The organism is Mesorhizobium sp. M2E.F.Ca.ET.219.01.1.1 (assembly GCF_004016445.2).
Taxonomy (GTDB): domain Bacteria; phylum Pseudomonadota; class Alphaproteobacteria; order Rhizobiales; family Rhizobiaceae; genus Mesorhizobium.
Genome location: NZ_SADT02000002.1, coordinates 963,571 through 987,310, shown reverse-complemented (window position 1 = coordinate 987,310; position 23,740 = coordinate 963,571). Strand labels below are relative to the sequence as shown.

At 63.4% G+C, this 23,740-nt stretch carries 26 protein-coding genes; 9 read left to right on the top strand and 17 right to left on the bottom strand.

From position 1 onward, the window contains the following. Positions 1-148: 148 nt before the first annotated feature. From EN862_RS37400 to EN862_RS36845, 3 genes are all read right to left on the bottom strand, one after another. A complete protein-coding gene (locus tag EN862_RS37400; RefSeq protein WP_281035851.1) occupies positions 149-280 on the bottom strand; it encodes a hypothetical protein in 132 nt (43 codons plus the stop codon). 129 nt (positions 281-409) lie between these two features. Further along, entirely contained in the window at positions 410-634 is a 225-nt protein-coding gene (locus EN862_RS15345) for a DUF768 domain-containing protein (RefSeq protein ID WP_127865142.1), read from the bottom strand. Next, on the bottom strand, positions 631-1,002 hold the full coding sequence (locus tag EN862_RS36845; RefSeq protein ID WP_245519590.1) for a hypothetical protein: 372 nt from the start codon (positions 1,000-1,002) through the stop codon (positions 631-633). The genes EN862_RS15345 and EN862_RS36845 overlap by 4 nt, the downstream gene beginning before the upstream one ends. A 282-nt stretch (positions 1,003-1,284) precedes the next feature. On the opposite strand from EN862_RS36845, the gene EN862_RS15335 reads away from it, so the two are divergent. Beyond that, entirely contained in the window at positions 1,285-1,497 is a 213-nt protein-coding gene (locus tag EN862_RS15335; RefSeq protein ID WP_245519589.1) for a hypothetical protein, read from the top strand. Positions 1,498-1,767: 270 nt separating this feature from the next. Here the strand turns inward: EN862_RS15335 and EN862_RS15330 are convergent, their stop codons facing one another. The 3 genes from EN862_RS15330 to EN862_RS15320 form a co-directional block, all read right to left on the bottom strand. Next, entirely contained in the window at positions 1,768-4,800 is a 3,033-nt protein-coding gene (locus EN862_RS15330; RefSeq protein ID WP_127865140.1) for a tetratricopeptide repeat protein, read from the bottom strand. 434 nt (positions 4,801-5,234) lie between these two features. Then, positions 5,235-5,792, bottom strand: coding sequence for a hypothetical protein (locus tag EN862_RS15325; protein ID WP_127865139.1), 558 nt, complete (start codon positions 5,790-5,792; stop codon positions 5,235-5,237). 28 nt (positions 5,793-5,820) lie between these two features. Then, a complete protein-coding gene (locus tag EN862_RS15320; RefSeq protein WP_127865138.1) occupies positions 5,821-7,857 on the bottom strand; it encodes a hypothetical protein in 2,037 nt (678 codons plus the stop codon). Positions 7,858-8,215: 358 nt separating this feature from the next. On the opposite strand from EN862_RS15320, the gene EN862_RS15315 reads away from it, so the two are divergent. Further along, positions 8,216-8,566, top strand: coding sequence for a hypothetical protein (locus tag EN862_RS15315; RefSeq protein WP_127865137.1), 351 nt, complete (start codon positions 8,216-8,218; stop codon positions 8,564-8,566). Between the two features lie 55 nt (positions 8,567-8,621). Here the strand turns inward: EN862_RS15315 and EN862_RS15310 are convergent, their stop codons facing one another. The 7 genes from EN862_RS15310 to EN862_RS15280 all read right to left on the bottom strand — a co-directional run bounded on the left by EN862_RS15310 (position 8,622) and on the right by EN862_RS15280 (position 16,532). Next, on the bottom strand, positions 8,622-9,149 hold the full coding sequence (locus EN862_RS15310) for a flavodoxin domain-containing protein (RefSeq protein ID WP_127865136.1): 528 nt from the start codon (positions 9,147-9,149) through the stop codon (positions 8,622-8,624). Positions 9,150-9,629: 480 nt separating this feature from the next. Continuing rightward, positions 9,630-10,166 carry a cytochrome b/b6 domain-containing protein gene (locus EN862_RS15305; protein WP_127865135.1) on the bottom strand — a complete coding sequence of 179 codons (537 nt, stop codon included), beginning with the start codon at positions 10,164-10,166 and terminating at the stop codon, positions 9,630-9,632. A 124-nt stretch (positions 10,167-10,290) separates the two neighbouring features. After that, on the bottom strand, positions 10,291-10,881 hold the full coding sequence (locus EN862_RS15300) for a cytochrome b/b6 domain-containing protein (protein WP_189401163.1): 591 nt from the start codon (positions 10,879-10,881) through the stop codon (positions 10,291-10,293). Then, complete coding sequence (locus EN862_RS15295; protein WP_127865134.1) at positions 10,859-11,134, bottom strand: PepSY domain-containing protein; 276 nt, start codon at positions 11,132-11,134, stop codon at positions 10,859-10,861. Before EN862_RS15295 ends, EN862_RS15300 begins: the two co-directional genes overlap by 23 nt. A 209-nt stretch (positions 11,135-11,343) precedes the next feature. Further along, entirely contained in the window at positions 11,344-11,754 is a 411-nt protein-coding gene (locus EN862_RS15290; RefSeq protein ID WP_127865133.1) for a DOPA 4,5-dioxygenase family protein, read from the bottom strand. 149 nt (positions 11,755-11,903) lie between these two features. Beyond that, the gene (locus EN862_RS15285; protein WP_245519588.1) at positions 11,904-14,060 is read right to left on the bottom strand and encodes an ABC transporter ATP-binding protein/permease; all 2,157 of its coding nucleotides are present in this window, start codon (positions 14,058-14,060) and stop codon (positions 11,904-11,906) included. A 465-nt stretch (positions 14,061-14,525) separates the two neighbouring features. Further along, the gene (locus tag EN862_RS15280) at positions 14,526-16,532 is read right to left on the bottom strand and encodes a GGDEF domain-containing phosphodiesterase (protein WP_127865132.1); all 2,007 of its coding nucleotides are present in this window, start codon (positions 16,530-16,532) and stop codon (positions 14,526-14,528) included. A 282-nt stretch (positions 16,533-16,814) separates the two neighbouring features. Between EN862_RS15280 and EN862_RS15275 the strand changes: the two genes are divergently transcribed. From EN862_RS15275 to EN862_RS15255, 5 genes are all read left to right on the top strand, one after another. Continuing rightward, positions 16,815-17,963 carry an amidohydrolase gene (locus EN862_RS15275; protein ID WP_127865131.1) on the top strand — a complete coding sequence of 383 codons (1,149 nt, stop codon included), beginning with the start codon at positions 16,815-16,817 and terminating at the stop codon, positions 17,961-17,963. A 76-nt stretch (positions 17,964-18,039) separates the two neighbouring features. Next, positions 18,040-18,249: a hypothetical protein gene (locus EN862_RS15270; protein ID WP_127865130.1), complete on the top strand. Its 210-nt coding sequence runs from the start codon at positions 18,040-18,042 to the stop codon at positions 18,247-18,249. A 3-nt stretch (positions 18,250-18,252) separates the two neighbouring features. Next, on the top strand, positions 18,253-18,684 hold the full coding sequence (locus EN862_RS15265; protein WP_127865129.1) for a type II toxin-antitoxin system VapC family toxin: 432 nt from the start codon (positions 18,253-18,255) through the stop codon (positions 18,682-18,684). A gap of 147 nt (positions 18,685-18,831) precedes the next feature. Then, positions 18,832-19,383, top strand: a complete 552-nt coding sequence (locus EN862_RS15260; protein WP_127865128.1) for a DNA-3-methyladenine glycosylase — start codon at positions 18,832-18,834, stop codon at positions 19,381-19,383. A gap of 85 nt (positions 19,384-19,468) precedes the next feature. Further along, the gene (locus EN862_RS15255; protein WP_189401160.1) at positions 19,469-19,768 is read left to right on the top strand and encodes a DUF2934 domain-containing protein; all 300 of its coding nucleotides are present in this window, start codon (positions 19,469-19,471) and stop codon (positions 19,766-19,768) included. Positions 19,769-19,853: 85 nt separating this feature from the next. Here EN862_RS15255 and EN862_RS15250 read toward each other — a convergent pair whose 3' ends face one another. Next, on the bottom strand, positions 19,854-20,168 hold the full coding sequence (locus EN862_RS15250; RefSeq protein WP_127865126.1) for an EthD family reductase: 315 nt from the start codon (positions 20,166-20,168) through the stop codon (positions 19,854-19,856). A gap of 198 nt (positions 20,169-20,366) precedes the next feature. On the opposite strand from EN862_RS15250, the gene EN862_RS15245 reads away from it, so the two are divergent. Beyond that, positions 20,367-20,726: a hypothetical protein gene (locus tag EN862_RS15245; protein WP_127865125.1), complete on the top strand. Its 360-nt coding sequence runs from the start codon at positions 20,367-20,369 to the stop codon at positions 20,724-20,726. Between the two features lie 16 nt (positions 20,727-20,742). Here the strand turns inward: EN862_RS15245 and EN862_RS15240 are convergent, their stop codons facing one another. Further along, positions 20,743-21,348, bottom strand: a complete 606-nt coding sequence (locus EN862_RS15240; RefSeq protein ID WP_127865124.1) for a dihydrofolate reductase family protein — start codon at positions 21,346-21,348, stop codon at positions 20,743-20,745. Position 21,349: 1 nt separating this feature from the next. Continuing rightward, positions 21,350-21,880, bottom strand: a complete 531-nt coding sequence (locus EN862_RS15235; protein ID WP_127865123.1) for a cupin — start codon at positions 21,878-21,880, stop codon at positions 21,350-21,352. A 79-nt stretch (positions 21,881-21,959) separates the two neighbouring features. Here EN862_RS15235 and EN862_RS15230 point away from each other — a divergent pair, with 79 nt between their 5' ends. Then, the gene (locus tag EN862_RS15230) at positions 21,960-22,481 is read left to right on the top strand and encodes a hypothetical protein (RefSeq protein WP_127877114.1); all 522 of its coding nucleotides are present in this window, start codon (positions 21,960-21,962) and stop codon (positions 22,479-22,481) included. A 51-nt stretch (positions 22,482-22,532) separates the two neighbouring features. Here the strand turns inward: EN862_RS15230 and EN862_RS15225 are convergent, their stop codons facing one another. Beyond that, complete coding sequence (locus EN862_RS15225) at positions 22,533-23,732, bottom strand: arabinose transporter (RefSeq protein ID WP_127865121.1); 1,200 nt, start codon at positions 23,730-23,732, stop codon at positions 22,533-22,535. Positions 23,733-23,740 lie beyond the last annotated feature (8 nt).

The following is a 23,740-nucleotide window of genomic DNA, read 5'->3' as shown; positions in this document are numbered from 1 at the left end:
ATAATGCTGTGCATGGCATGTCCTCCTGTGGAGGATCAACAATTAGTGTGCACTAATGTTCCGCCGGAGGGCAGTCCGAAACGTCCTCAGTCACGTGGGGCTCGTGGGCTCCTCCCCTTTCGGGCCGGGCCGCTCCCGGACGGATGGTTTACCGGGTTGGCCGGTCCTCACGCATGACGTTGTAGAGCAGCAGGCCCGCCATCAAGGACACCACGGCGCCCACCACGTCATGGCCGCTCAGCCCGGAATAATACACGAAAGCAAATGCCAACTCGGCCATGGCTCCAACCCAGGATGCGAGGGACTTCTCTGGGAGAACCTTCAGGGCGCGCTAATGTTCCTGACGGCCGGCGACGATCTTCGGTGCCTGCGCCGAGGCGAGCGGACGGCCGCGCGATGCTCGCGATGCTCAGGCTCTGTCGTTCTTCTCGGAGCCGACTATCGCCGCCAGGATCGCCTCGTATGCGCTTCCGATCTCCTCTTCGATCTCCTCCTCGGAGATACCTGCCGCCCTGGCATCGGCGAACAGCTTGTTCGTCAGCTCGGCCACCGAGACGATGTCCGCGCCCACCTTGCCGCGCATCACATTGTCGGTGATCCATCGGCCAAAGAACGCCGCGCCACGCTCGCTCATTCGCCCTGCTCTTTCAGAAAATGGGCCTCGCGAAGCAGCGCATCCCAGTCCGTCCCGGTCGTCTCGATCAGCTCGCCGGCCTGTTCCTGGGTGATGCCGGTTTCCCTCGCCAGGCGCCCTGCAAGCAATTCGAAGACGGCCTGGTCGCTCTCCCCGAGGCTGCCTTCGCGATGCTGCAACGCCTCGAAGATCACTTCGAAGATGCTGTCGACTTCCTCGTTGATCTCGCTGGCCGGGATGCCCTGGCGCGCGGCCGCCTTCATCATCTCGTCGGCAAGATCGCTCACTGCCACCGGATCGTCCGTCAGCACGTTCGGCAGATGCTCCGCCAGCCATTTGTCGAAGAAGTCGAGACCGCGGCTGCTCATGTCGCCATAAGCGCGCGGGCAACATTAGGTTCCGCTGATGGGGACTGAGGTCTCATGCGCCGGCGCATTGGTCCCTGACGTGAAACATAAGCCCCGCGATCTCATTAGGGCTGCGCTGACGAGCAATCAGTCCCTTCATCGTCAGGCTGCCGGATCGCCCGCCATCTGCCCACAGGTGGCGGGCGATCTGACGATAAAGCAATCAGCCCTTATCGGGCCGGGGTGTTCTCGTGCCTGACGCCGGGCATCCGCAACGCGCCGTTGGACAGTATGGAGGCAAGCATGATCACCACGACCTTGGAAAGCAGGGTGGCGGGTTTGCAGGACAGGCTGAGAGCAGCCAAGCTCAGCATGGATGACATGCTGGCCTTCCAGAAGGTCGCGGACGTGCTGGACAACGGCCATGGCGGCATCGACCTCGACGACCTGATCGCGCTGTCGTTTGTGGTGGAGGATGAGGTTGAGGGGCGGAGCCGGGTTCTTTGGTTGAGGTGACCTTTCAGGGTTCCCTCACTGCCGTCGCCGAAGGCCTGGCAAGCACGACATCAAGTCCAAGGACGTTGGGGAGCTGTTCCGCAAGCTAGCTGGCAACCGGCATCCCCTTAAATTGATCGCGGCATCGGAGTGCAACCGACGGAACAATTTATCGCCATATCCGCAGTCGGGAGTTGCCGAAGGACACGAAGATTTCTCTGCCGCAGAGGTTCGCTGGGCGGATAGGCCCTTGAATGACAATACGCCTAGCAATTAGACCATCTAGATGGTTTATCCCCGCATCCACTCCCGCACGATAGCAGTTGATTTGGCTTCGCTCATTAACGGCACACCGCTGTCATGTAGATTATCCACCTCAGCATATATCTCTCGAACTCTCAACGGAGCAGCCGTCCCTAGTATACGGATCGCATCCATAAAGAATGCCTCCGCCATTGTCTTATCCCCAAGGTCCACAAATATCTGACCAATCCACCGTCTCCCGTAAGCACGGTTCGACCTGCTGTGGAACGACGAATCAATCTCTAGAAGCTCAATTGATTTTCTGTAACAGCGTAGAGCCTCTTCCGCGCGGCCAATCATCTGGAGGCAGCGCCCCACGTTCCCATACATAGGGCCGTCTTCTGGAACGCCGTCCGCAGATTCAACAATTTCATCTACGGTCCAGCTTTTCCGAAAGAATTCTAGTGCAATACTTGGATTGCCGGAGTCTCTCTGGGCTAACGCTAATGTATGATCACAGTCGAAAGTTGTGTCTACGTGACTGTCCTTTTTTAGAGCCACCCCTTTCGTGGCCCAATCAATCGCCAATTCAAACTCTCCGCGGACCCAATACGAATAAGATCGTATATCGCAAAGCTTTATGTAGCGCACCGTCTTCTGTGGAATAGTTGCCTCATAGCGACTAATCAAATTATCGGCCGCCTCAAAATCGCCAAGTTGATCAAACGCGACGGCCATCGTGCCCACTACTTTATCGAACTGCTTGTATTTTGCAGGAGCTGTCTCCCATTCTATAGACTCAAAAAGCAGGCGTCCTACTCTCACATATTCCTGGACATGGCCCCCTCCAATTAGCGCATTCTCTATCTCAACCAATGTCTCGAACGCCTCATTGTACAACCCAGCGGAGACCTCGAGCTCCGCTTTTTGTGACCATCTCTCCAGAAGTGCGAACGGCAGATTTACACCTAACATCGAGCCAATGGCGCTAATAATTACCTTGTATTGATTAATAACTATCGTGATGAAATCCGACCTTTCCGATCGCTCGAAACGAACCCTTACAAATTGACGAACCAGAGGATGGAGGTCGTAAAGATCCGGCGCGTCCAGCTCGGGCTTCACCACGATCAGATTCAAAGATATCAGGGATCGGAGGGCTTTCGTAAAATTTTTGTAATTCAACTGCGAAGCCACGAAACGCTGAAGTGTGATTTCTGTCTCCGGCCTTACCGCCTCTGCCATAAACCGCAGTAATGTCTGCTCGCGAAGGGCCAATTTGTCCCATATCGATGATAATACATCGGGGACTTCTTCTCGCCCGCGGCGCATGTCATCAAGCAGTTTTCTTAGTGTAGTTCCCGGTACTTTCGTCACCTGCACGGCTAGCAAATCTAACCAAAAGGCATGTCCCTTCGTGATTGTATGGGCATCGCGAATATCCGGCTCGGGCACAGCATGTCCCGAGGCGCGCTTTGCGAACAACTCAAGCGCCTCACCTTCGGAGATACCTTTCATCGAAAAAGTAATAACGGATGACGACGGGTAATGCACTTGAGGTCTACAGGTCAGTATAACACGACTTGAAGACGACTCATTAGATATGCGGTTTACTATTAGGTCTAGGAGTCCGGTGAACGTAGCATTTTCAAGGTCGACGTAGCTGTCTACGTTATCGAACACAAGTACGGCGTGCGCATGTCTCGTCTGGTCGATAACGACCTCTGCAATCTCTTCGTCGTTGGCATCTGCAAGATCTTCTGCGCCAATCCTGCCGTTTGAAAATCGCACAATCATCTCGACGATTTGAGTTCGGATTCGATCGCTTTGTTCCTTGCAGTCTCTCCAATCCCAGAAGCGATAGCCTCCCTCTCGTTCTTGAAGAGTGTTTACATAATGCGACGCCAGAGCCGATTTTCCTTCGCCCCCGATGCCGCAAATTATAACGACTTTAGCGTTTGACGTCTCGAGCGAGCGAAGTTCATTCTCTCGACCGACCCAAATTTCTACGTTGGGCGGCCGGTCGCACTCTAGGGGCGCCAGCTGGGTAATATGCGCAGTCGACTTGGGTCTCGAAGCAGACAATGGCGCCGCGGAAATGTCGTCCTCCAAGGCCCCAGCGTCCCAAAGACTCAACAGCTCCGGCAAGAATTCATGACAGTCGATACCTTTATAGAAGGTGACACGATTGCGATCGATGCCGGGGCGCAACTGGCTTAGTAAATATTCACTGACGTGCGGGTCTTCGCCGTGCAACGCCCAGAGAATCTCGGGAAACAAATTATCATTCCCCACCACACCTCCAAGCGCACCAGTGAAGATATCCTGCCAGCCGCCGTACGCCATAACGACAACGATGTGGTCCTTGAGGCGCACCAATAGGTCATTTTGTAGCGTCGGCCGACTTCTGACTAACTGCCTGTTGGTGTGAAGCGTATCGCTACCATGCCAATAACCATGTATATGTATTACTTGGCATCCGGCAGCAGTACTTTGATTTATGGAACCGTCCACTGATAGCGACGTCCTCCAACAAACACCCCCTGCGCTCTTTATCGAAACCTCGACCAATGGGTCAAAATTCGACGTAATCAATATTTTACCGAAGCGGCTTGGATATTTAGAGACCAGTTCTCCAATAGCCTTAACGGCGGGTGGCAGATGCCAAGCATTGATATCATTGTCCAACGCCTGGAACTCTTCGTCACTAAGTTTGCAAATATTGTCACTCCAAGCGTCTACACCGGAGTGTCGGAGAGCACCTGAAACTGCCCTTTTTATGATACCGTTGGCTGCGTCCTGCCCGGCGCGGGGTGACAGAAAATCGAAGGCCGTTTGATAGCGATTAGTTGCGACTGCTAGCTGCCCGTCGAGCTTTTCCAGTTGCCCACGCTTTCCGGAAAACTCCGAGCGAATCAATTCAACTACCGAAGCTACATCAGCTACCCCTGGAGTACCTCCCCTCGGTGCAGCAATGGGAGCGCCTACAACAAAGACAACGTTCTTCTGACTGTTTTCAAGCCCCTCATGGAGGCGATACAGTAGCGCGTCTTTCTCATAAAAAATAAGATCGTGTACCAAGAATCACCCCCGCTCGGTTGTTAATCAATGGCTCAATTCAACTGAAATGACACTTCTTTTTTAACGCTCTAGGCCGTGCGATCATACGCTTCTTAACACGGACGAACCGACGTAGGCAGCCTCTCAACCTGCAGTGACTCTTGGGTCAGCCACATGCTCTACCGCGAATGCGAACCTGGCGGTCTGCTCCACACCGAGCGCAGTTCCGAGCTAACAAGCGTGGTGCCGAACTTAGCGCCTGATCGATTTGATCCGGGCGCAGCGCGCCTGTCCCGCCGCCAGCCCCCTTTAGGAAAGGCGATCTCGGGCGCGCGTTAATACCTGCCGGGGGTGGGTTGTGCGGATGGCCCTCGGCGTTGTGGTTGCAAGATTGCTCAGCCGATGGCGACCGGTTGCAGCACAGCACCCTGATTTCGACCGCCTTCGCTCGCGCTCTACTTCGCCGCCTTCCCCTTCTCGCCATCTCCCGCCTCCTGCCCTTTCGGCGCCGGGGCGGTGGTCACGCCGATGGCGGAGATGCGCCAGCGGTTGTCGACGTTTTCGAAGGACAGGTCGAAATCGATCTCCAGCGGTTGCGTGGGAAACAGGCCGACAAGGTGCAGCTGCTTCTGGGGATCGAGAAAGGGCGGCGTGGAGAGCTGCGGGGCGATCACGGCAACCGCCGTCAGGTCGGCGCCGGACTGGCGCAGCGCCTGGAACCTGATCGCGAGGTCGGCGGCGGTGTTCTGGGCGCGGAAGCCTGGCGAACCCATGTCCCTCAGCACGGTGAAGTTGCCGGTTTCCACCGCCTGCTGGAGAGCCATCATCGTGCTGCGGGCGAGGTAGATCGCCTGTGCGGCGTTTGCCGGCCAGGCGGGTGCGGCCGGCGCCGCCGGTGTCGGCGCCGCCTTCTTCTTGCCCGGCGCCGGGGCCTGGGTCTGCGTCTGGGCAAGGCTCGGCGCGGCGGCGCACACGGCCAGCATCGACGCCAGGAGAATCGTGACTGTTCGCATCGGGATCATTTTTAAGCGCCGGCGCTTCCTACCAGCTCATCCTCAGGCCCAGCCGTCCGCCGGCCATATTCCGGTTGGGATCGAAGCCGATGCCGCCATTGAGCTGGAGTTGCGAGCCGAGCCGGGCGCCGGCGCTGAGCGCAAAGGCGTTGGCGCCCTCGAACGTGCCCCAGTTCAGGGTGGTGACGAATTTTTCGTCCGGCAGCACGGTCGGCGCGCCGGCCAGCGCCATCGCCATGGCGACGCCGGAATAGGCGCGGCTGCCGACGCTGTCGATGCGGGAGTTGAGGCTGTTGAATTGCGCGGGATCGGCAAAGCCGAGCGAGCCCGGGGTCACGGAAGCGAGATGGCCGCTGGCATCGGTGGTGACGATCTCGATCGCGCCCGTCTGGGCCGATGAGCTCGCCGAGGACGTCAGGCCGGGCATCGAATAGGTGTTGCTCGCCGTTCCGAACACCTGCTCGTTCTGCCTTGTCGCGACCGCGCCCGAGCCGTAGGCGGCCGAGCCCGCATAGGCAGCGCTGGCGCCGGAGCCGATCGCAACGGCGTTGAGGCCGGCCGAGGAGGCGCCCGATCCCATGGCGATGGCGTTGGCGCCGGTCACCGTCGTGCCATTGCCGAAGGCCAGCGCATTGGTGGCGTTGACCGTGCTGCCCGATCCGATCACCACCGATCCCGACGAATTGGCGGTGCTGGCGACAATGTTGTTGGAGCCGAAGACCTGGATGCCGTTGCCGTTGCCGGCGACGTTCGGGGCGTTGACGGCATTGTCGTCGCCATAGACGAAGGACTTGTCGCCATTGACGACATTGGGATCGCCTATCGCGTAGCTGCCATTGCCCTTGACGGTGTTGCCGGTGCCGAAGGCGCCGCTGTCGTCGCCGGTGACGCTGTTGTTCGAGCCGATGATGGTGGTGTTGTCGCCCTGCGACTGGTTGTTGGTGCCGCCGGCCAGCGCGTTGGTGCCGCTGGCGTTGCTGCCGGAGCCGGCCGCGGTGGAGTTGGTGCCGCTAGCGTTCGGCTGCGGGCCGGAGGCGGTCGTGTCGTAATAGGGCGGATTTCCGCCGCCGCTGATGCATGTCAGGTCGCCCGCGGCATTGGTGCCGATGCCGGAGGTGCAACCCGCAAGCGATGCGAAGCGAACGGTGCCCACGACATCGAGGCCCGCGGCCGGCGCGGTCGTGCCGATGCCCACATTGCCGTTTGCGGCGATGGTCATGCGGGTCACGCCATCGGTGGCAAGCAGAAGCCGGCCGCTCGAGCCGTCGGCCGAATGCGCATTGATCAGCGAGGTGCCGACGCCGAAGCTCGCGCCGGCGTAGCCGAAGGTCAGCGCATCCGCGTTGGCCGCCGAGGATACGCCGATCGTCTCGAACGTATCCTTGTTGTAGTCTCCATAGACATGCAGCTTGCTGGTGGGGGCAGCGGTGCCGAGACCGACATTGCCGTTCGAGGCAATGTCGAGGCTGCTCGTGGGCGCGCCGGGCCGGATGCGGAAAGGAAGCAGGCTGCCGTTCGTCAAGTCGCGTATGAAGAAATTCGCTTCGTTGCCGCCGACGTCCCAGGTCTGCGCCGTGAAGCCGCCGGCGTTTGTCTGCTCCAGGCGGATCGCCGGCGTGTCGCTTCGGGTTATCTGCAGGCCGAGAGTCGGGTTGGACGTGCCGAGGCCCAGATTGCCGAAGCTGTTGACATAGACCGAATTCTCGGGAGCGCCCGCATCGACGCGGAACACCATCTTGTTGCTCGTCGCATCCTGGATGCCGAAGTAGTTGGCCCCGCCGGAGCCGGAATCGTTCGCAATCAGCGCCCAGTCATTGGCGGCAAATCCGGCGTTCGTGCTCGTGTCGTCGAAGTAGATGCGTGTGTTGTTTTCCTTCACGATGATCGTGTTGAACCCAAAGGACTCGTTGTTGACGCAGTCGAACCCGACGCAGAGGCTTCCTTGCACGATCTGGTCGTCGGCAACGACATTGTCGGCAAGCGCGTCGGCGGCCGGCATGGCGAGGATCGCGGCCCCGAGGCGCAACGCCACACATTTCGTCGCGAGCTGTTTTGGTTTCGCCACAAGCCCCTCCCCCGAGGATCAATGATCGCACATATGCAGGCTTATGTGCCGGCCGTCGGTTTGGCAAGCAGTAGAAGCGCTCGCCACCGGGCTTTGTCGCGGGTGTGTTCCCAGAACATCACCAGTAACGGCCGGGCTGTGTTCAGGTTCTTTTCCAGCCTGGATTGTGCCGGCCGTTGCGCGACCCCGACATGAACTGGACAGACACACGTGTCGCACAGGCTAATTTAGCAATTATGAATATATTTAGCTGGTCCGGTTGTCCCCTTCCCGGCCCAGTTGCACGCCCTCGCGTGGAACCATCCTGCCGCTGGCGCGTAGTTTCGCCATCGTTCCCGGCACAAGAGGCAAGGTATCCATGGCTGTTCGCAGGAAACGCAGGAAGCACTCCGGCAGCGATCTCTTGCTGGCGCCGGCGGTCATCGGCATGCGGGTGCCGCTGCTGGTGCTGGATGCCATGAGCCACGCGCCCAACGGGCGGGAAGCGCTGCAGGCGGTGCAGGAAAAGGCGCTCGCGGGAACGCAAGGGCTGTTCGCGGCGCAGGCAAAGATGCTCGAGGCGGCGCTACGCTTCTGGCCTGACGTTCTCTCCGGCAAAAGCCCGTCGCTTTGCGACGGGACGCTGGCGATGGAGGCGGCGGCTGCTGCCCTCCTGCCCGCGGCCAGGCAGGTGCGGCGCAATTTCGACCGGCTTTCGAAACGGCGCTGACCGCGACCTCGCAGCGGCCGGGGCGCCGGTGCTTGACCGGCCGGCTCAGCCCAGCTTAGCCGATCGTTGCGAGGAACCGGTCGGTGAAGCCGGCGAGCGCGTTCCAGTCGGTGAATTCGTGATCCTGCCCGGGGCCTGGATCCTCGCCCTTCATGACGACGAATTTGACGAACTGCTCCTGGAAGTAATCGTATTTGGTGAAGCGCAAGGCGCCGCCCAGCAGAAGCGTCATGCTGGGCTGCCACCCCGTCACGGAGACGAAGCGGTCGACATATTTCTGGGCAGCGGCCTCGTGGCCTTCCAGCGCCGCCGACAGGCTGACCGATACCAGCGCCGAAGGCTTGCCGCTCAACAGCTCGCGATGCGCGAACACGAAGGTCGTGACGGCTTCCTGATGGTGCTCCTGGTGGACCGACGCGGCAATAACGAAGGCGTCGAAATGTTCGAGCTTCAAATCGGGCGTGAACTTCGCGCTGTCCAAAAGCTCGACCTGATGCCCGCGCCCGCGAATGTCCGTCGCCATCCGTTCGGCGACTTTCCTGGTCTGCCCTTCAGTCGTTCCATAGACGATCAAGAGGTTCACGATGTCCCTCCGACAGAGGCATTGATGGGCCGATACCGTCTCGCCCGGCACGCCCCAATGCAACGGAGCGCATCATAGCGCATGAAAGGGGCTTCACGCACCGATTTTCGCGCCGGCGCGGATGCCGGGGTTCGTGCTATTTCGCGGGCCGCAATTGGCGCTATGGAGGCGCCTGCGCGCCGGCCATCGGCGACCAGCGCGCTCGGCCCGCCGGCGCGGGAGAACCGGGCGGAGCCGTGGGACGACGGGCATGCGCCATGCTTATGCGATCGCGCCATGTCGCGGTGCCGCTACTTTAGCTATCTTGAATATGCGGCGGACCGAGGTTCGCCGGGCCGGCGTCGGGGCGCTGCTCCCTCAGGCAACAGGCGCCGGCCACTCAGAACGCGGCCGTGCGCGTCAAGCGCCGGATCGGTGTTCGCCGCCAGCGGCGCTTGCGCAGCCGATGCGCCGGCGCAGCCGCCCGCCCTGCCCGGCCTGCTATTCGCCGCCGCCGGCGAGATCGTTCGAGGCGAGCGGGTTCATGCGCTCCAGCGTTCCGTCCTTCATGACGAACTGGTGCCATATGGCGATCAGCGCATGGGCGCCGGCGAGCCACAGGATCAGCGTGCCGCCGGTTTCATGCAGGTCGGCGATCAGGCCCGGCGCGCCCTGCACGGGCAAGGCGAGCGCCGGCAGGGCCAGCCCCAGGAAGGAGACCTGGATGCCGAGGCGCGAGGCGGCATACCAGCCGCTGAGCGGCAGCGCGATGAGGAACAGATAGAGCACCGTGTGTCCGGCGCGCGCGGCAAGGTCCATCCAGGGGCCTTGCGGATCCTCGGCGCGCGGCGCCGCGCCCAGCCAGCGCGCCAAGAGGCGCGGCACGACCAGCAAAAGCACGGCAAGGCCCAGGGTGAAATGCAGGTAGGGCGGGTCGGCGCGCGCATGGCGCCCGCCCTCTGCGGTGAACCAGGCGATGACGACCAGCAGGGCCGTAAGCCAGTGGATCGCGATGGTGATCTGTGTATAGCGCCGCATCGGGCTTGCTCCGTCTTTTAAGGCGCGCGCATGCCGAGGCCGGGAACGCCTTGGCGCGCAGACGCCGATATGGTTCCGCGGGCGTCCAGGCAGGCGCCCGCGGTTGCCCCGGTCTGGGGCGCGTTCAGGCGATGTCGGCCGGCGCGGCCTTGCGCTTGCGTCCGGTGATCATCGCGCGAACAAGGTTTTCATTATGGCGAAGGCTTGCCAGCGCCACGCCGCCGATATGGACGAGCACCAGCGCGAGCAGGCCGTGCGCGGCCAGGCTGTGCGCGTCCTCCACCCAGGACACGCCGAAATACGCGTCCGTCGTCTGCATCCACCCGGTCACCGCCACCGACACCATCATGGCCATCAGCACCAGCACCATCGCGCCGCCAGCCGGGTTGTGGCCGATATAGCGGGCCTCGCTGCCCCTGATTATGGCGACGAGATAGCGCAGCACCGTCGCGGGATCGCGCACGAATTGCGAGAAGCGCGCATAGGGCGTGCCGACGATGCCCCAGACCAGCCGCATGGCGACAAGCGAGGCGGCGGCGTAGCCGGCCCAGTGGTGGATGTTCTCGGCGCTTTGCGGCGTGAACCAGGCGATGGCGAAGCTCAGCACCAGCGCCCAGTGGAAGCCGCGCACGACACGGTCCCAGACGCGCACCACGTCGCGGTGCGCGTGGGCTTCTGCCGGCAAGGCTCGATCAGTTTTCGCCGGCTTCGGCATTGTCGAGCTTCTCCAGCGTCTCGGCATTGTAGGCGGTGTTCACCTTCTTGCCGTCCTTGTCGACCGCATAGACCTCGTAGCAGCCGTTCTCGGTCTTGATCTGGCGCACGGTGAGGCCCTCGCCCTTCAACTGCGCCTCGAGCGTCGCCTTGGGCTGGAACTTCGATTTCGCGGCGGTGCTGCAGGCGCCGGCCGCCAGCGCCGGTCCGGCGATCACGCCCGCGAGGGCGGCGATAATGAGAGTGCGATACATGGGATCTCCATCTGGTTGGGAGGTTGCGGCGCGGCTGAGGATTCAGCCGACAGGCCGTGACGGCTTGCGCACGTCATTGGCGAGGCATAGCGAATCCAAGCTGACAACCGACTGACAGAAGTTCCGGAAAAGATGGCTAGGGCGGAGAACCGGGCGGCTTGCCCGGTAGCGCTGAAATTCTGGCCAAGCCGACGGAAGGCCGACGGCTCCTAAACGGCGAGCGTCGGCTCGGTATTGATCTCCAGCGCCGCTTCCGCCTCGTGATCCTCATCGGGCAGGACCTCGCCATGCACCGCCAGCGGGCGGCCGATCCAGAGCGGGTCGACGAGGTGGTCGCGTTTGGCATTGGCGGTGTTGGGGTGGATCAGGATGCTCAAGCCGCCATGGTTCAGCATCAGCCACGGAACCAGCGTGCCGAAAAGGCCGGTGGCGAAGGAGACCTGGTACATGGCCTGGTCGTGCGGGCCGACCTTCTTGTCGTGCCAGTTGCCCAACCGCACGCGGAAACGCTCGCCGATGCGCTCGCGCAGCCATTCGGCGTGCCGGCGCTCGGCCGCCCCGTCGAAATAGATATGGGCGTGGTAGCTGGCGATCTCGGCGAGCTGCCTGACTTCGCTCATCCCGGTGTTCCCTCCCGTAGTTTCCCGTCTGCCGCGCGGGACTCTAGGTGGTTCTTCGTTTCATGGAAACGGTGAACCGCTCAACGGTGCGTTCAGCGTCGGCGAGCTTGGCGGGCCAATCGTGGACAATCGCATCGGGCAGCGCTGCCCTACCCCTTGCCGCCGTTCGATCCACTTCCCCACAGCGCCCGCTGGATCAAGCCGCGCTTCTTCTTCCTCGACACCAGCTCGACATCACTCACCAGTCGCGCCCCACCCTCGCGCCGCTCCAGCGTGATCTTGCGCGTATGAAACGCTTCCAGCTCGGCGCGGTGGGCGACGCTGATGATGGTGACCGTGGGCAGTTCCTTGATCACCGTCTGCATCATCTTGTCCTGGCTCTTCTCGTCCAGCGCCGAGGTCGCCTCGTCGAGCACGACGATGTCGGGCGCGTGCAGCAGGAGGCGGGCGAAGGCAAGGCGCTGCTTTTCGCCGCCCGACAGCGTCTGGTCCCACGGCGCCTCCTCCTCCAGCCGGTCCTTCAGATAGCCAAGACCGACCTTGTCGAGGGCAGCAGCGATCTCCTTCGTCTTCCAATTGTCGGCGGCGGCCGGATAGCAGGTGGCACGGCGCAGCGTGCCGGACGGAATGTAGGGGCGCTGCGGCAGCATGAAGAGCCGCTTGCCCGGGTGGAAATCGACGCTGCCGCTGCCCCAGGGCCACAGGCCCGCAATGGCGCGCACCAGCGTCGACTTGCCGGTGCCGGATTCGCCGGAGACGAGCACGCGCTCGCCGGGCTGGATCTCCACCTCGGTCTCCTTGACCACGGAGGTACCGTCGTCGAGCGTCACGGAAAGATTTCTGAGGCTGAGCATGGCACCGTCCTCGGTCTCGCCGCGCTGGATGCGGCCCAGCCGGTCGTTCTCTTCGGCCCGCTCCAGCCCGTCGAGCGACATCATCAGCGAGGCGATGCGGCGGGCCGAGGCGTTCCAGTCGGCAAGCCGGGGATAATTGTCGACCAGCCAGCCGAACGCGCCTTGCACGAGGGCGAAAGCGGAGGCCGCCTGCATGACCTGTCCAAGGCTCATCGAGCCGTCAAGGAATTTCGGCGCGCATAAAAGCACCGGCACGACCGGCGCGAACAGGCTGGAGCCCTGCGAGACGAGCGTGGTGCGCATGTGCTGGCCGGTGAGTCGCGCCCAGCGGCCGAGCACGGCGGCGAAGGAGCGGAAGATGCCGGCGTTCTCCTCCTCCTCGCCGCCCAGCAGCGCGATGCTCTCGCCGTTCTCGCGCACGCGCGTCAGCACGTAGCGGAACTCGGCTTCCGTCTGGTTCTTCTGCTCGGAAAGCTCAACGAAATGGCGGCCGATGAAGAACATCGAGGTCGAGGTGATCGCGGCATAGATGACGGCGGTGACGACGAGGAAGCCGGGCACGGTGATGACCGAGCCGCCCAGCGAAAAACTCAGCGCGCCGCCAATGGTCCACAAGACGACAATGAAGGTCGAGGCCGACAGGAAGGCGTTGAGCACGCCGGCGACGAAATCGACAGGCGATTCCGTGGCGATCCTGAGATCCTCGGTCAGGCGCGCCTCGGGATTGGCGTGGTCGCCCTTGACCAGGTTGAGCTGGTAGTAGCGGCCGCTGGCAAGCCAGCGCTGGATGACAGCCGTGGTCAGCCAGGAGCGCCAGCGCCGCTGCATGGTCATGCGGACGTAAACCTGCGCGACCACCAGGCTGATGCTGCCGGCGACCAGCGGCAGGAAGATGGCGCTGAGCCAATAGACGGTGTGGGCGTCGCGCTGCTCGATGGCGTCGAAGATGGCGCGGTTCCAGCGGTTGATGCCGTACTGAAAACCGACATTGACGCAGATGAGCGTGAATAACCCGATCGTCAGCGGCCAGGCGAGCCTGTCTGCGCGCAAACCCCAATAGCCGCGCCCGCTGATCCAGAAGCGCCGCAGAAGATACTTCTTGCGCGCCCGCTGGGCCTCTTCCGGCGAAAGCTGAGGGCTGGGCTCGGCGGCCTCGGGCGGCGGCGACCCGGCATGGCCGATGGTCTCGGGTGCCGCGTCGGCGGGTGCCTTTTCCTCCGGCGGGCTCCCGCCGGCCGGTGGCTTGTCTCGCAGCGATTTGTTGCCTTTCAGCCGGTCTCCTGGTTCGTCTTCCGCTGGCTTATCCGCGCGCGGCTTCACAGCGCCGCGCGGTTTCGGCTGGCGCGGCTTTTCGGGGCGCGGGGCATTGGCACGCGACGCCGGGCGCGGCTTGCTTTCACCGCGCTCAATGGCACTGTCGTCCGGTTTCGGTTTGCGCTTGGCCGGGGGCATCGCGCGACAACGGCCCAAAAATCAAAAGGTTTCATGCCGCCCGCCCAGGCCAACCGCATAGGGCGCTCCCCCTCTCCGTCTCGGCTTCGCCGAGACACCCGCCTTTGGCGGGGGCGAGGAAGCGCAAGCATTGTCCAACGCAGTGCTGGTCGACCCCCACTCCGTCTCGGCTCCGAGCCACCTCTCCCCCGATCGACGGGGTAGAGGAAAGGCGCCAAGCTTTTTGCTGTCGACGCTCGTCCAGCAGGGCTCCTTTCCTTTCCCTCCGGAGGGGGGAAAGGTGGCGCTGCGAAGCAGCGACGGATTGGGGGAACCACCTGGCAATCAAGCCCCAGGTCGATCAGTTACGCCCGTCACCGAAGATGTGTGCATGCCGTAGGCGAATGTGGGGAGAGGTGGCTCGGCGCGCAGCGCCGAGACGGAGAGGGGGCAGCGCTGCCATATGCGATTGCCCCAGGGTGCCCGCTATGTCGCCACCCTGCCCTTTCGCGGCGCCTGCTCACGCCGCGGTGCCGCTGCGGGGATTGCGAAGCGGCTCGAAATAACCTCGGCGCCCTCCGCGTCGAAGGCGAGCGCGTCGCGCATCGGGAGTGCCGCCGAAAACAGATAACCTTGCGCTATCATGCAGCCCAGCGAGCGCAGGATCATGCGGTCGGCGTCGGTCTCGACGCCCTCGGCCATCACCTCGATGCCGAGCGTGCGGCCAAGGCCGATCACCGCCTCGACCACGGCCTGGTCCTCGACGGATTTCGCCAGGTCGCGCACGAAATCCTTGTCGATCTTGATCTTGCGGATGCGGCTGTCCTTCAGCGACACCAGGGTCGAGAAGCCGGTGCCGAAATCGTCGAGGACGATCGATATGCCGGCATCGGCAAGGCGCTCGACCTTCTCGTCGACCCGGGCGCGATCGACCGGCGCCTCTTCGGTGATCTCGATCTCGAGCATCGCGGCCGGCACATCCTTCGCCTTCAGCCCATCGAGGATCATGTCGTCGACATTGCCGGCCTCAAGCTCGCGCGGCGAGAGGTTCATGGCGACGCGAACATCCGGGCGTCCCTGCCGCATCAGCTCGCCGATCATGGCACAGCAATTCAAGAATACCGTCTCGGTCAGCAGCGAAAGCAGGCCGGTCTCGCGCGCGGCGGTGACGATCTCGGGCGGCGAGATGGCGCCGTGGACCTCGTGGTGCCAGCGCAGCAGCGCCTCGAAGCCGACGACCGCACCGGTGTCGAGCCGCACCAAGGGCTGATACCAGGAGCAAAGAGCGCCGCTTTCAATAGCTCCACGCAGATCGCGCTCGATGCAGTTCTTGCGCTCCAGCGCGGCATCCAGCCCGGCGTCGAACAGGTAATATTCGTTCCTGCCGCCGCGCTTGGCGGCATAGAGCGCGAAGTCGGCCTTGAGCAGCATCTCGGTCAGGCGCGGCTTTTCCGCCTGGTAGACGCCGATCGAAGCGCCGACGCGCACCGAATTCAGCTCCGGGTCCGGATTGGCGATGGCCGCGATGATGGCGGATGCAAGCTCGCCGGCCGGCCGCGAGGATCTGCCGGCGGAGAAAAGCAGCACGAACTCGTCGCCGCCGATACGCGCGATCGTAGCGCCTTGCGGCGCGTGGTCCTCGATCCGGCGCGCCACCTTGACCAAAAGGTCGTCGCCGATGTTGTGGCCGTAGGTGTCGTTGACGGATTTGAAGCCGTCGAGGTCGATCAGCATGGCCACGAACGGGCCGTCGGAAGGACCGAGCTCGCCGATCGCCTGCTCCAGCCCGTAGCGGTTGAGCAGATTCGTCAGCGGATCGCGCCTGGAGTTGCGTTCCATCTCGGCAGCGAACTCCCGCGCCTCATATTTGAGGCGGCTCGTCTCGCGGAAGCGGGATTGTCCGATCAGCGCGCTCCTGACCATGCCGGCGAAAAACATCGCGATGGTGAAGGCAAGCACGTAATTGGCGACGCTGCCATGCGCCAGCACGCAGCCGGCGGCGATGAGCAGCGGCAAGGTGATGAAGTTGATCGAGGCCGGCGCGTAGGAAGTGCCGTAGGTGACCGACCCGGCGGAAGCGCCAGCCAGCATGATCAGGTAGAGCGGCGCCTCAGCCGTGGCGTATCCGTCGCTGAGCAGCGCCAGAAACGACCAGGCGATGCCCGAAGCGAGGGCCAGCAGGCCATAGAGGGAAAGCCGGGCGCGGACCGCCTGCGGCCTGTCGTCGGCCGCGTCGGACTGGGCGAGCGCCAGCACCAGGCGCGCGCCGTTGATCAGGGCGACCGCGACAAACCAGAGCACCACGGCAAGGCCGCCGCCGGAGATCAGTTGCACCACCAGGATCAGCGCAGAGAGCACCGTGCCGACAGGCATCGAGATGAAGACGCATTTGCTCAGATCGCCAAGCTGGTCGCGCAGGATGCCGGCTTCCACCGCCTCGCTCCGCCCCTCCGAAGAGGGGCCTGCAACCAGCCGGTCGTCATGCTTTGCCATGCTTAACGTGGTTAGGCGAGCGGGATGAAAATCGTGTTAAGGATTCCGGCGGTTAGGGGATATTTCCGCAGCGTAACAAGATGCGCGTCTGAGCGTCCATGAGGCTAAGCGAATCCACGACCATTATGCCCGCCATCCAATCGGGGAATGAAGGCGAGCGAGTCGACACACAGACATCAGCGAATTCGCCAATGGCCTATTGGAATTGATCGGCATGGCACGGCGCGAGAAAAACCCTATCGTGTTTGTGTGAGCCGAAACGCCTAGCGGAGCCCCCAACCCATGACCCTGACCAACCGCGACCTCATCGAGTTGACCGAATGGCGCCGCAAGCTGCACCGGCAGCCGGAGATTTCGAACGAGGAGGAGAAGACGGCGAAGGAAGTGGTCGCCTTCCTCGCCGATACCGGGCCGGACAAGGTGCTGACGGGGCTTGGGGGGCACGGCGTGGCGGCGGTCTATGACAGCGGCCAGGCCGGGCCGACGGTGCTGTTCCGCTCCGAGCTCGACGCGCTGCCGATCGAGGAGCTTTCGGGCGTCGAGCATTCCTCGCAGGTGCCGGGCAAGTCGCATATGTGCGGACATGACGGGCACACCGCGATCCTGGCAGCGCTTGGCCGCCAATTCGGGCGCGACCGCCCGGCGCGCGGCCGCGTGGTGCTGATGTTTCAACCGGCCGAGGAAACCGGCAATGGCGCGGCCGGCGTCGTCGCCGATCCGCGTTTTGCCGAGATCGCGCCGGATTTCGCCTTTTCGCTGCACAACCTGCCGGGCGTGCCGTTCGGCGAGGCGCGGCTCAAGGCCGGCACCGTCAACTGCGCCTCGCGCGGCATGCGCATCGCGCTCGAAGGCAAGACCACGCATTCCTCGATGCCCGAGACCGGCATCTCGCCGATGCCGGCCGTCAGCGAATTGATGCCGGCGCTGCCCGCGCTCGGGCGCGGCACTTTCGCGGACGACGATTTCAGCATGGTGACCGTCACCCATTGCTCGATGGGCGAAGCAGTGTTCGGCATCGCGCCGGGCTATGCGGAAGTGTGGGCGACGCTGCGCACAAGGCGCGACGAGCGCATGGCCGAACTCGTCGCCGCCGCGGAGGCGCTTGCCGCGAAGATCGCGGCCAAGCACGGCCTCTCGATGCGCTTCGACTATCACGAGATCTTCGTCGCCAGCGTCAACGCGCCGGACGCGATCGAGCATCTCAACCGCGCGCTCGACGAGGAAGGCGTTTTACGCAGCGAGGCGGCGCTGCCGATGCGCGCCTCGGAGGATTTCGGCATTTTCGGCCACAGCGCCAAATCGGCGATGTTCTTCCTCGGCGCCGGCGAGCACCATCCATCGCTGCACAATCCCGACTATGATTTCCCCGACGATCTGATCCCGATCGGCTCGCGGATCTTCATGCGCGCGGCGCGCAATTTGCTGGGGTGAGCGCCAAGGCAGCCAAGGAGCGGCCACCGCGCATCGAAAGCTCGCATCATGGGCAATTTGTCGTTATATTCAGCTTATGACCAAAGCGCAGATCAAACAGGAAGCAACAGGCAAATGGGCGGTGCGTGATTCACGCAGCGGTCGCTTCGTGGAGGTGCGCGGCGCAGACTCCTTGAAGGCGTCGCAATTGCCGCTGAAGAAAGGCCTGGATCTTACAAAGCCGATAGCAGAGCAAGCACTCAAAGACGACTCGGACAAGGTCCGTAAACCGACCGCCAAGAACTGACGTTTGCCAGGCGCCCTGCTCGACACCCATACACTTTATTGGCTGGTGACGGCAGCCGGCACGCTTTCCGAAGAAGCCCTTGTCGCGATTGCCGATGGCCAATCCTCCGGAACGCTTTACGTGTCACCGATCACGGCATGGGAATTGACGATCGCCTCCCGCAAGCCTGCGCATAAGGACCCGCCGAATCTCGGCACGGGAACCCCGTCGAAGTGGTTCTCGGCGGCGGTGGCTGCCACAGGAGCGAAGATTGTCCCCATCAAGCAGCGTATTGCCTGCGAGGCAGCTGCTGTAATAACCGATACCGGCCACAAGGACCCAGGTGATTGCTATCTGATCGCGACGGCGCGCGTGAGAAGGGTCCCGATCATCACGCGCGACGCACTCATGTTCAGCCTCGCTTCACCCGACTACCTAGAGGTGATTGTCTGCTAGAGCCAGCAAGAAGCGCGATGGATGTTGTTGCGCCAGCCACACTAGGTCCGGTTTCAGCATCATCACAGCCGCTATCAACACGAACAAGGCGATCACGGCAGCGCGCCGGCAGGATGATCATGGCCTATCTGACCAGCGCGGGCCGCCATGCCGCCTGATCGCGACTTCTTCGCTCGCGATGCGCTGGTAGTCGCCCGCGCGCTGATCGGCGCCACGCTTGCGCTCTCCGGTGTCGGCGGCATCATCGTCGAGACCGAGGCCTACCGGCCCGACGATCCCGCCTCGCACGCCTATCGCGGCCGCACGCCGCGCAATGCGCCGATGTATGGCGCGCCCGGCACGGCCTATGTGTATCGTTCCTACGGCCTGCACTGGTGCCTGAACGCGGTGTGCCTGCCGGGCAGCGCCGTGCTGATCCGCGCGATCCAGCCGCAATCCGGCATCACCGAGATGCGCGGCCGGCGCGGCATAGATGACGAGCGGCTGCTCTGCTCCGGTCCCGGCAAGCTCTGCCAGGCGCTGGGCATCGACGGCTCGCACAATCGGCTGCCGCTCACCGCGCCGCCATTCGAATTTGCCCCGTCGCGGACCGATCCGGCCGCGATCGTCAGCGGCCGCCGGATCGGCCTGACCAAGGCGGTGGAACTCGAGTGGCGGTTCGGGCTTGGCGGATCGGCCTATCTCAGCCGGAAATTCTGAGCGGAGCCATATCCGTTTCCGTTCCCGCGTGATGGATCATTCGCGGCGAGCGCGCGTTTCGAGACAGATATCGGAGGAACGGACGATGGCGAATGACAAATATGAACGCATCCAACGCCGCGCCTATGAAATCTGGCAACGCAGCGGCGAAGCGGATGGCCAACACGAGGAACACTGGCATCGGGCTTGCGAAGAAATCGAGCGCGAGGACAAGGGGCTGGGCGAGCAGCCAGGCGCCGCGTTGCCCGGGGCGGTAACGATACCGGCCGGCCAACCAGACCCGCTGGCAGCCGAAGCGCTGGCGCGCAAGGCTATGGAAAACCGGCCGGAAGGGCCGCCTGCGGATAATCCAGCGCCGATGAAGCGCAGCCGGCGCAAAGGCTGAAGCCGATCACATTCAATGTCGAACAGGCTGCGGACGAGACCTTTCTCGACAGGCGAGCCGCGGACGGATCACCCCATCGCCGGTTCTAGACCTCCCGGCTGTCGAAAAGGAAAATCTGGACGCCTGACTCATCAGGCGCGTAAAGCCGACGATCCGCGCCGGCCGCTTTTCCCTCCGGGCTCGCGAAACCCTCCTTCATGGCGTCGAGATCGTCGAAATGAAGCGTCCCGATCAGGTAGACGTCGGACGGTCCGGCCAGCACCGTGATCGGCCCTTGGCTGACCTCGTATTTCCTCAAGCGCGGTATCTTCTTGGCCAGCGGAATGTGCGTCTCGAAATAGTGCTTGTCGAACGCCTGCGCGTCGGTTGGCTGCTTGTAGATGACGACCATTCCAGCCATTGCGGCTCTCCTTTTCGTTGCGGAATGAACGAAGGACGAAACGGCGGGAGAAAACGGAACGGGGTCTCGGAAAGATTCTGAACATGCTGAAGGACGGCGATGGCGGCTTCCAGGCCTCCATCCGCCTTTTGCCGCCATCTCGCTTGTGCGAAGAAGCATTCTGTGGTCTCTCCGGCCTAAATTAGCGGGGACTCAAGGATGAGAAATGTGGTGATCGCCGCGCTCTGCGCGGGTGTGGCTGGATGCGTGTCCTCTCCGGCCGACTACGGCGCCTCGCTGTCGCAGCAGGATCCGAAATGGGCATCGCCGGGATGCCAGCAGGCCCGCGCCGCTGCCGCTAACTACGCGCAGCGCGAGAAGGACCATCCCGGCTGGGGTTTTGGCGTGCTGCTTGGGCCTTACAGCATGGGGATGGTGGCGGCGGTGAAGGAGCATGAGCGGCAGCAGCGACGGCTGCTCGCCCGCCAGATGCATCTGCAGTGCTCGAGCCAGAAGCTGCCGAAGGAACTGGATTTCGATCCGGCAATCTACGCGCCGAAGAAGGAGCATTATCCGTAGGGCCGCGGCATGGTTTCTACTCCCCCACCGCCGTGTTGCCGTCGAATGCGTAGCTGAGGATCGCCACGCCCGTCGCGGTCGAGACTTGGTCCGACAGCTTCAGCGCCGCAGGCGCCTGTCCCGGCTCGAAAAGGCGCGAGCCTTCCCCAAGCACCAGGGGGTGGACCATCAGCACCAGCTCGTCGACAAGCCCGTGCCGCATCAGCGCGCGCAGCAGCTTGCCGCTGCCGAACATGACCAGCGTCTTGTCAAGGCCTTGCTTGAGCTTGCGCACTGCCTCTGCGGCATCGCCGGCAAGCAGCGTCGAATTCTCCCAGCGCGGCTCATAGCCGCCGTCATGCGAGGCGACGAATTTCCGCGCGCCGGTCAGCGCCCTGGTCATCGGACTGGCCGGCTGTCGGACAGCCCAGGCTTCGTATAGATCCTCATAGGTCGTGCGGCCGGCGAGCAGCGACCAGCCGCCGGCCATGGCGCGGCCGATGACCTCCTGCATCTTGGGATCATTGCCCGGATTGCTCCAGCCGCCATGCGCAAAACCATTGCGCGTGTCTTCGTCCGCCCGCGCCGGCGCCTGGAACACACCGTCCAGCGTCAGATGCTCGATGGCGATGATCCTTGCCATTTCAGCCTTCGCTCCATGCTTTCAGCAACGGCCCGTCGCTGCCATGGATCGGGTCCTTGTCGGGACGGCGGACCTCCGGGATCGTGCGCAGCGCCTCGGCATGCTGCTCCGGGCTCCGGCACAGATCGTATGTGCCGAAGGGCGGATAGGCGCCGACCACGAGCAGATCCGCGGAGGCGGACAGGCGCTGGTGGCCCGTGCCGGCCGGCAGGACCGCCACGTCGCCCGGCTTGACCTCGATCACCTTGCCCTTGTCGCCGCCGAAGCGCACCTCGGCGGAGCCGCGCGCGATGCCTAGAACCTCATGAATGCGCGAGTGATAGTGGACGAAGCCGTAGATGCCGTCGCGCCAGCTGTCGCCCCAGCCATTCGCGCCGAAAATATCCTCGAAGACGGCCGCCGGGTCGACGTCGTCCGGTAGCGGCACCGCGCCGGGATAGACAAGCATGGGCCAGCGCGGATGGTTGGGCACCAGCCCGTCATCGGCGAAGCGAAAGGTGAGAGGCTCCTGCTTTTTGACCAGTTGCGCCATGCTTGCCACTCCTGCAACCTCAATCATCGGGTCTAACGGTTTCCCGCGCGTTTTGCTCCGGTCAACCGAGGAGGTCATGATGACCGCGACAATCGGCTTTTTTGCCGCATCGCTGCTTTCGGCCTTTGTCGCCGTCGCGGCCGCCAGCGCCGCGCCGGCGCCGGCTGCCGCGGCGCAGGATCTCTACGGCTTCTGCCGCCAGGTGAAGAACGACGACACCATCCGCCCCTATTCGCACGAACTCTACGGCGGCACGGTCAAGGCGTTCAAAAAGCTCTTTCCCGACGCCAAGAATGCACCGCAGGAGCAGGAGCTGCAGACCCAGGCCAACTATCGCTGCATGAACGGCAAGGTGCTGGCCTGCTTCGTCGGCGCCAACCTGCCCTGCGCCAGGATGAATGCCGCGCGCGACAATCCCGGCGCGGACGAATTCTGCAAGACCATCGCGAACGCCGACGTCGTGCCGGCCTTCGCGACAGGCCACGACGCCGTCTATTCCTACAAGTGCGCCAGTGGCAAGGCGGTGGTGAACGGCTCGGCGTGGGCGCTGGACAAGCGCGGATTTGCCAAGAAGCTGTGGGCCGAGGTGCCACGGCGCTGAAGCTGGCTGGCTTCTGACCACCAGCACGGCGGAGCGGCGGCAGCTCGCCGGCTACACTCTCCGTACGGCGGATGACTTGCGCCGAAGCAGGAGCGCGATGGCCAAGGCCGGAACCGCAGCAGCAGCGACAGCGAGGAAGACGAATTGCAGCCCTGCCGACGCTGCGACCAGACCGAGCACCGGACTGCCGAAGCCGAGCGCCACATCGAGGAAGACTGTGTAGAGCCCCATGGCAAGGCCGCGGCTGCCTGACGGAAGATGGCTCAGGGCCTCGGCGCCGAGACCGGGATAGACAAGCGAATATCCGAGACCCGTCAGGCCTGCGCCTAGGGTGGCAACCAGCGGTCCGGGCGCCGACCAGATCAACAGCAGACCCACCGCTTCGACGGCCACGAAGATTGCGGCAACTCGAGCGCCTCCAAGCCTGTCGGGCAACTGGCCGAAACAGAGCCGCGCCGCAATCAGCGATGCCGCGTAGGCCGTGAACGGAAGCCAGACGGGATGCCAGCCGCGCTCGGAAAAGAGCAGTGCCGCGAAGGACAGGATCGCGCCATAGCCGAGGCTGCTGAGAGCCGCCCCCACGCCGGGAAGCCAGACGGCTTGCGCGACGCTCGTCCAGGATTGCCGAGCCGTTGCGCCAGCCGGCCCGACACCGTGCATCGGCAGCGTGGCGAGGAGCGTTGCAAATGGCAGGACGATGGTGGCGAAAGCAATCGCAGCGAAGCCTCCGGCCGCATAGAGCGCGGACCCGACGGGCGCCCCGAGCGCCAGAGCGGCGAACATCGCAGTGCCGACCCAGGCGATGACCTTGCCGGAGTGCTGCCCGCCGGCCAGCGCCAATTCCCAGGCCACACCACCCGTGATGATGAAGCTTTCCGCCGCACCCAGTACGGCCCGGCCAACGAACAGCATGGACGCGGACGCCGCTGGTCGATCGAGCAATGCGAGCGATCCGAGATAGATGAACCCGGCCAGGGCGGCGGCGATCAGGCCGACGACGACCGCCCGCTTGCCGCCGCGCGCATCGGCGTAGTTTCCGGCGCCGATCCGCGACAAAAGCGAGGCTACGAACTGGCTGCCCGTCACCAGCCCGACGGCGAAGGGTCCGAAGCCCAGCCCCTGGTGAAGATGCAGCGGCAGGACCGGCAGCGCCAGGCCGATCAGCAGGAATCCGGCGAAAACCGCTGCCATGATCGGCAGCAGGCCCGCCATGGCTGCGCTTGCATTCCGCGCCGTGTCCATCGCGACCATCGCAAGCG

Excerpts from the sequence above, each read along its gene's own strand:
- EN862_RS15290 (WP_127865133.1), bottom strand. The coding sequence starts at position 11,754 with ATGAGCGAAGTCAGGCAGCTCGCCGAGATCGCCAGCTACCACGCCCAT.
- EN862_RS15335 (WP_245519589.1), top strand. The coding sequence starts at position 1,285 with ATGATCACCACGACCTTGGAAAGCAGGGTGGCGGGTTTGCAGGACAGG.
- EN862_RS15270 (WP_127865130.1), top strand. The coding sequence starts at position 18,040 with ATGACCAAAGCGCAGATCAAACAGGAAGCAACAGGCAAATGGGCGGTG.
- EN862_RS36845 (WP_245519590.1), bottom strand. The coding sequence starts at position 1,002 with ATGAGCAGCCGCGGTCTCGACTTCTTCGACAAATGGCTGGCGGAGCAT.
- EN862_RS15245 (WP_127865125.1), top strand. The coding sequence starts at position 20,367 with ATGAGAAATGTGGTGATCGCCGCGCTCTGCGCGGGTGTGGCTGGATGC.
- EN862_RS15315 (WP_127865137.1), top strand. The coding sequence starts at position 8,216 with ATGGCTGTTCGCAGGAAACGCAGGAAGCACTCCGGCAGCGATCTCTTG.
- EN862_RS15305 (WP_127865135.1), bottom strand. The coding sequence starts at position 10,166 with ATGCGGCGCTATACACAGATCACCATCGCGATCCACTGGCTTACGGCC.
- EN862_RS15255 (WP_189401160.1), top strand. The coding sequence starts at position 19,469 with ATGGCGAATGACAAATATGAACGCATCCAACGCCGCGCCTATGAAATC.
- EN862_RS15295 (WP_127865134.1), bottom strand. The coding sequence starts at position 11,134 with ATGTATCGCACTCTCATTATCGCCGCCCTCGCGGGCGTGATCGCCGGA.
- EN862_RS15345 (WP_127865142.1), bottom strand. The coding sequence starts at position 634 with ATGAGCGAGCGTGGCGCGGCGTTCTTTGGCCGATGGATCACCGACAAT.
- EN862_RS15235 (WP_127865123.1), bottom strand. The coding sequence starts at position 21,880 with ATGGCGCAACTGGTCAAAAAGCAGGAGCCTCTCACCTTTCGCTTCGCC.
- EN862_RS15230 (WP_127877114.1), top strand. The coding sequence starts at position 21,960 with ATGACCGCGACAATCGGCTTTTTTGCCGCATCGCTGCTTTCGGCCTTT.
- EN862_RS15280 (WP_127865132.1), bottom strand. The coding sequence starts at position 16,532 with ATGGCAAAGCATGACGACCGGCTGGTTGCAGGCCCCTCTTCGGAGGGG.
- EN862_RS15260 (WP_127865128.1), top strand. The coding sequence starts at position 18,832 with ATGCCGCCTGATCGCGACTTCTTCGCTCGCGATGCGCTGGTAGTCGCC.
- EN862_RS15285 (WP_245519588.1), bottom strand. The coding sequence starts at position 14,060 with ATGCCCCCGGCCAAGCGCAAACCGAAACCGGACGACAGTGCCATTGAG.
- EN862_RS37400 (WP_281035851.1), bottom strand. The coding sequence starts at position 280 with ATGGCCGAGTTGGCATTTGCTTTCGTGTATTATTCCGGGCTGAGCGGC.
- EN862_RS15325 (WP_127865139.1), bottom strand. The coding sequence starts at position 5,792 with ATGCGAACAGTCACGATTCTCCTGGCGTCGATGCTGGCCGTGTGCGCC.
- EN862_RS15240 (WP_127865124.1), bottom strand. The coding sequence starts at position 21,348 with ATGGCAAGGATCATCGCCATCGAGCATCTGACGCTGGACGGTGTGTTC.
- EN862_RS15225 (WP_127865121.1), bottom strand. The coding sequence starts at position 23,732 with ATGGTCGCGATGGACACGGCGCGGAATGCAAGCGCAGCCATGGCGGGC.
- EN862_RS15275 (WP_127865131.1), top strand. The coding sequence starts at position 16,815 with ATGACCCTGACCAACCGCGACCTCATCGAGTTGACCGAATGGCGCCGC.
- EN862_RS15250 (WP_127865126.1), bottom strand. The coding sequence starts at position 20,168 with ATGGCTGGAATGGTCGTCATCTACAAGCAGCCAACCGACGCGCAGGCG.
- EN862_RS15300 (WP_189401163.1), bottom strand. The coding sequence starts at position 10,881 with ATGCCGAAGCCGGCGAAAACTGATCGAGCCTTGCCGGCAGAAGCCCAC.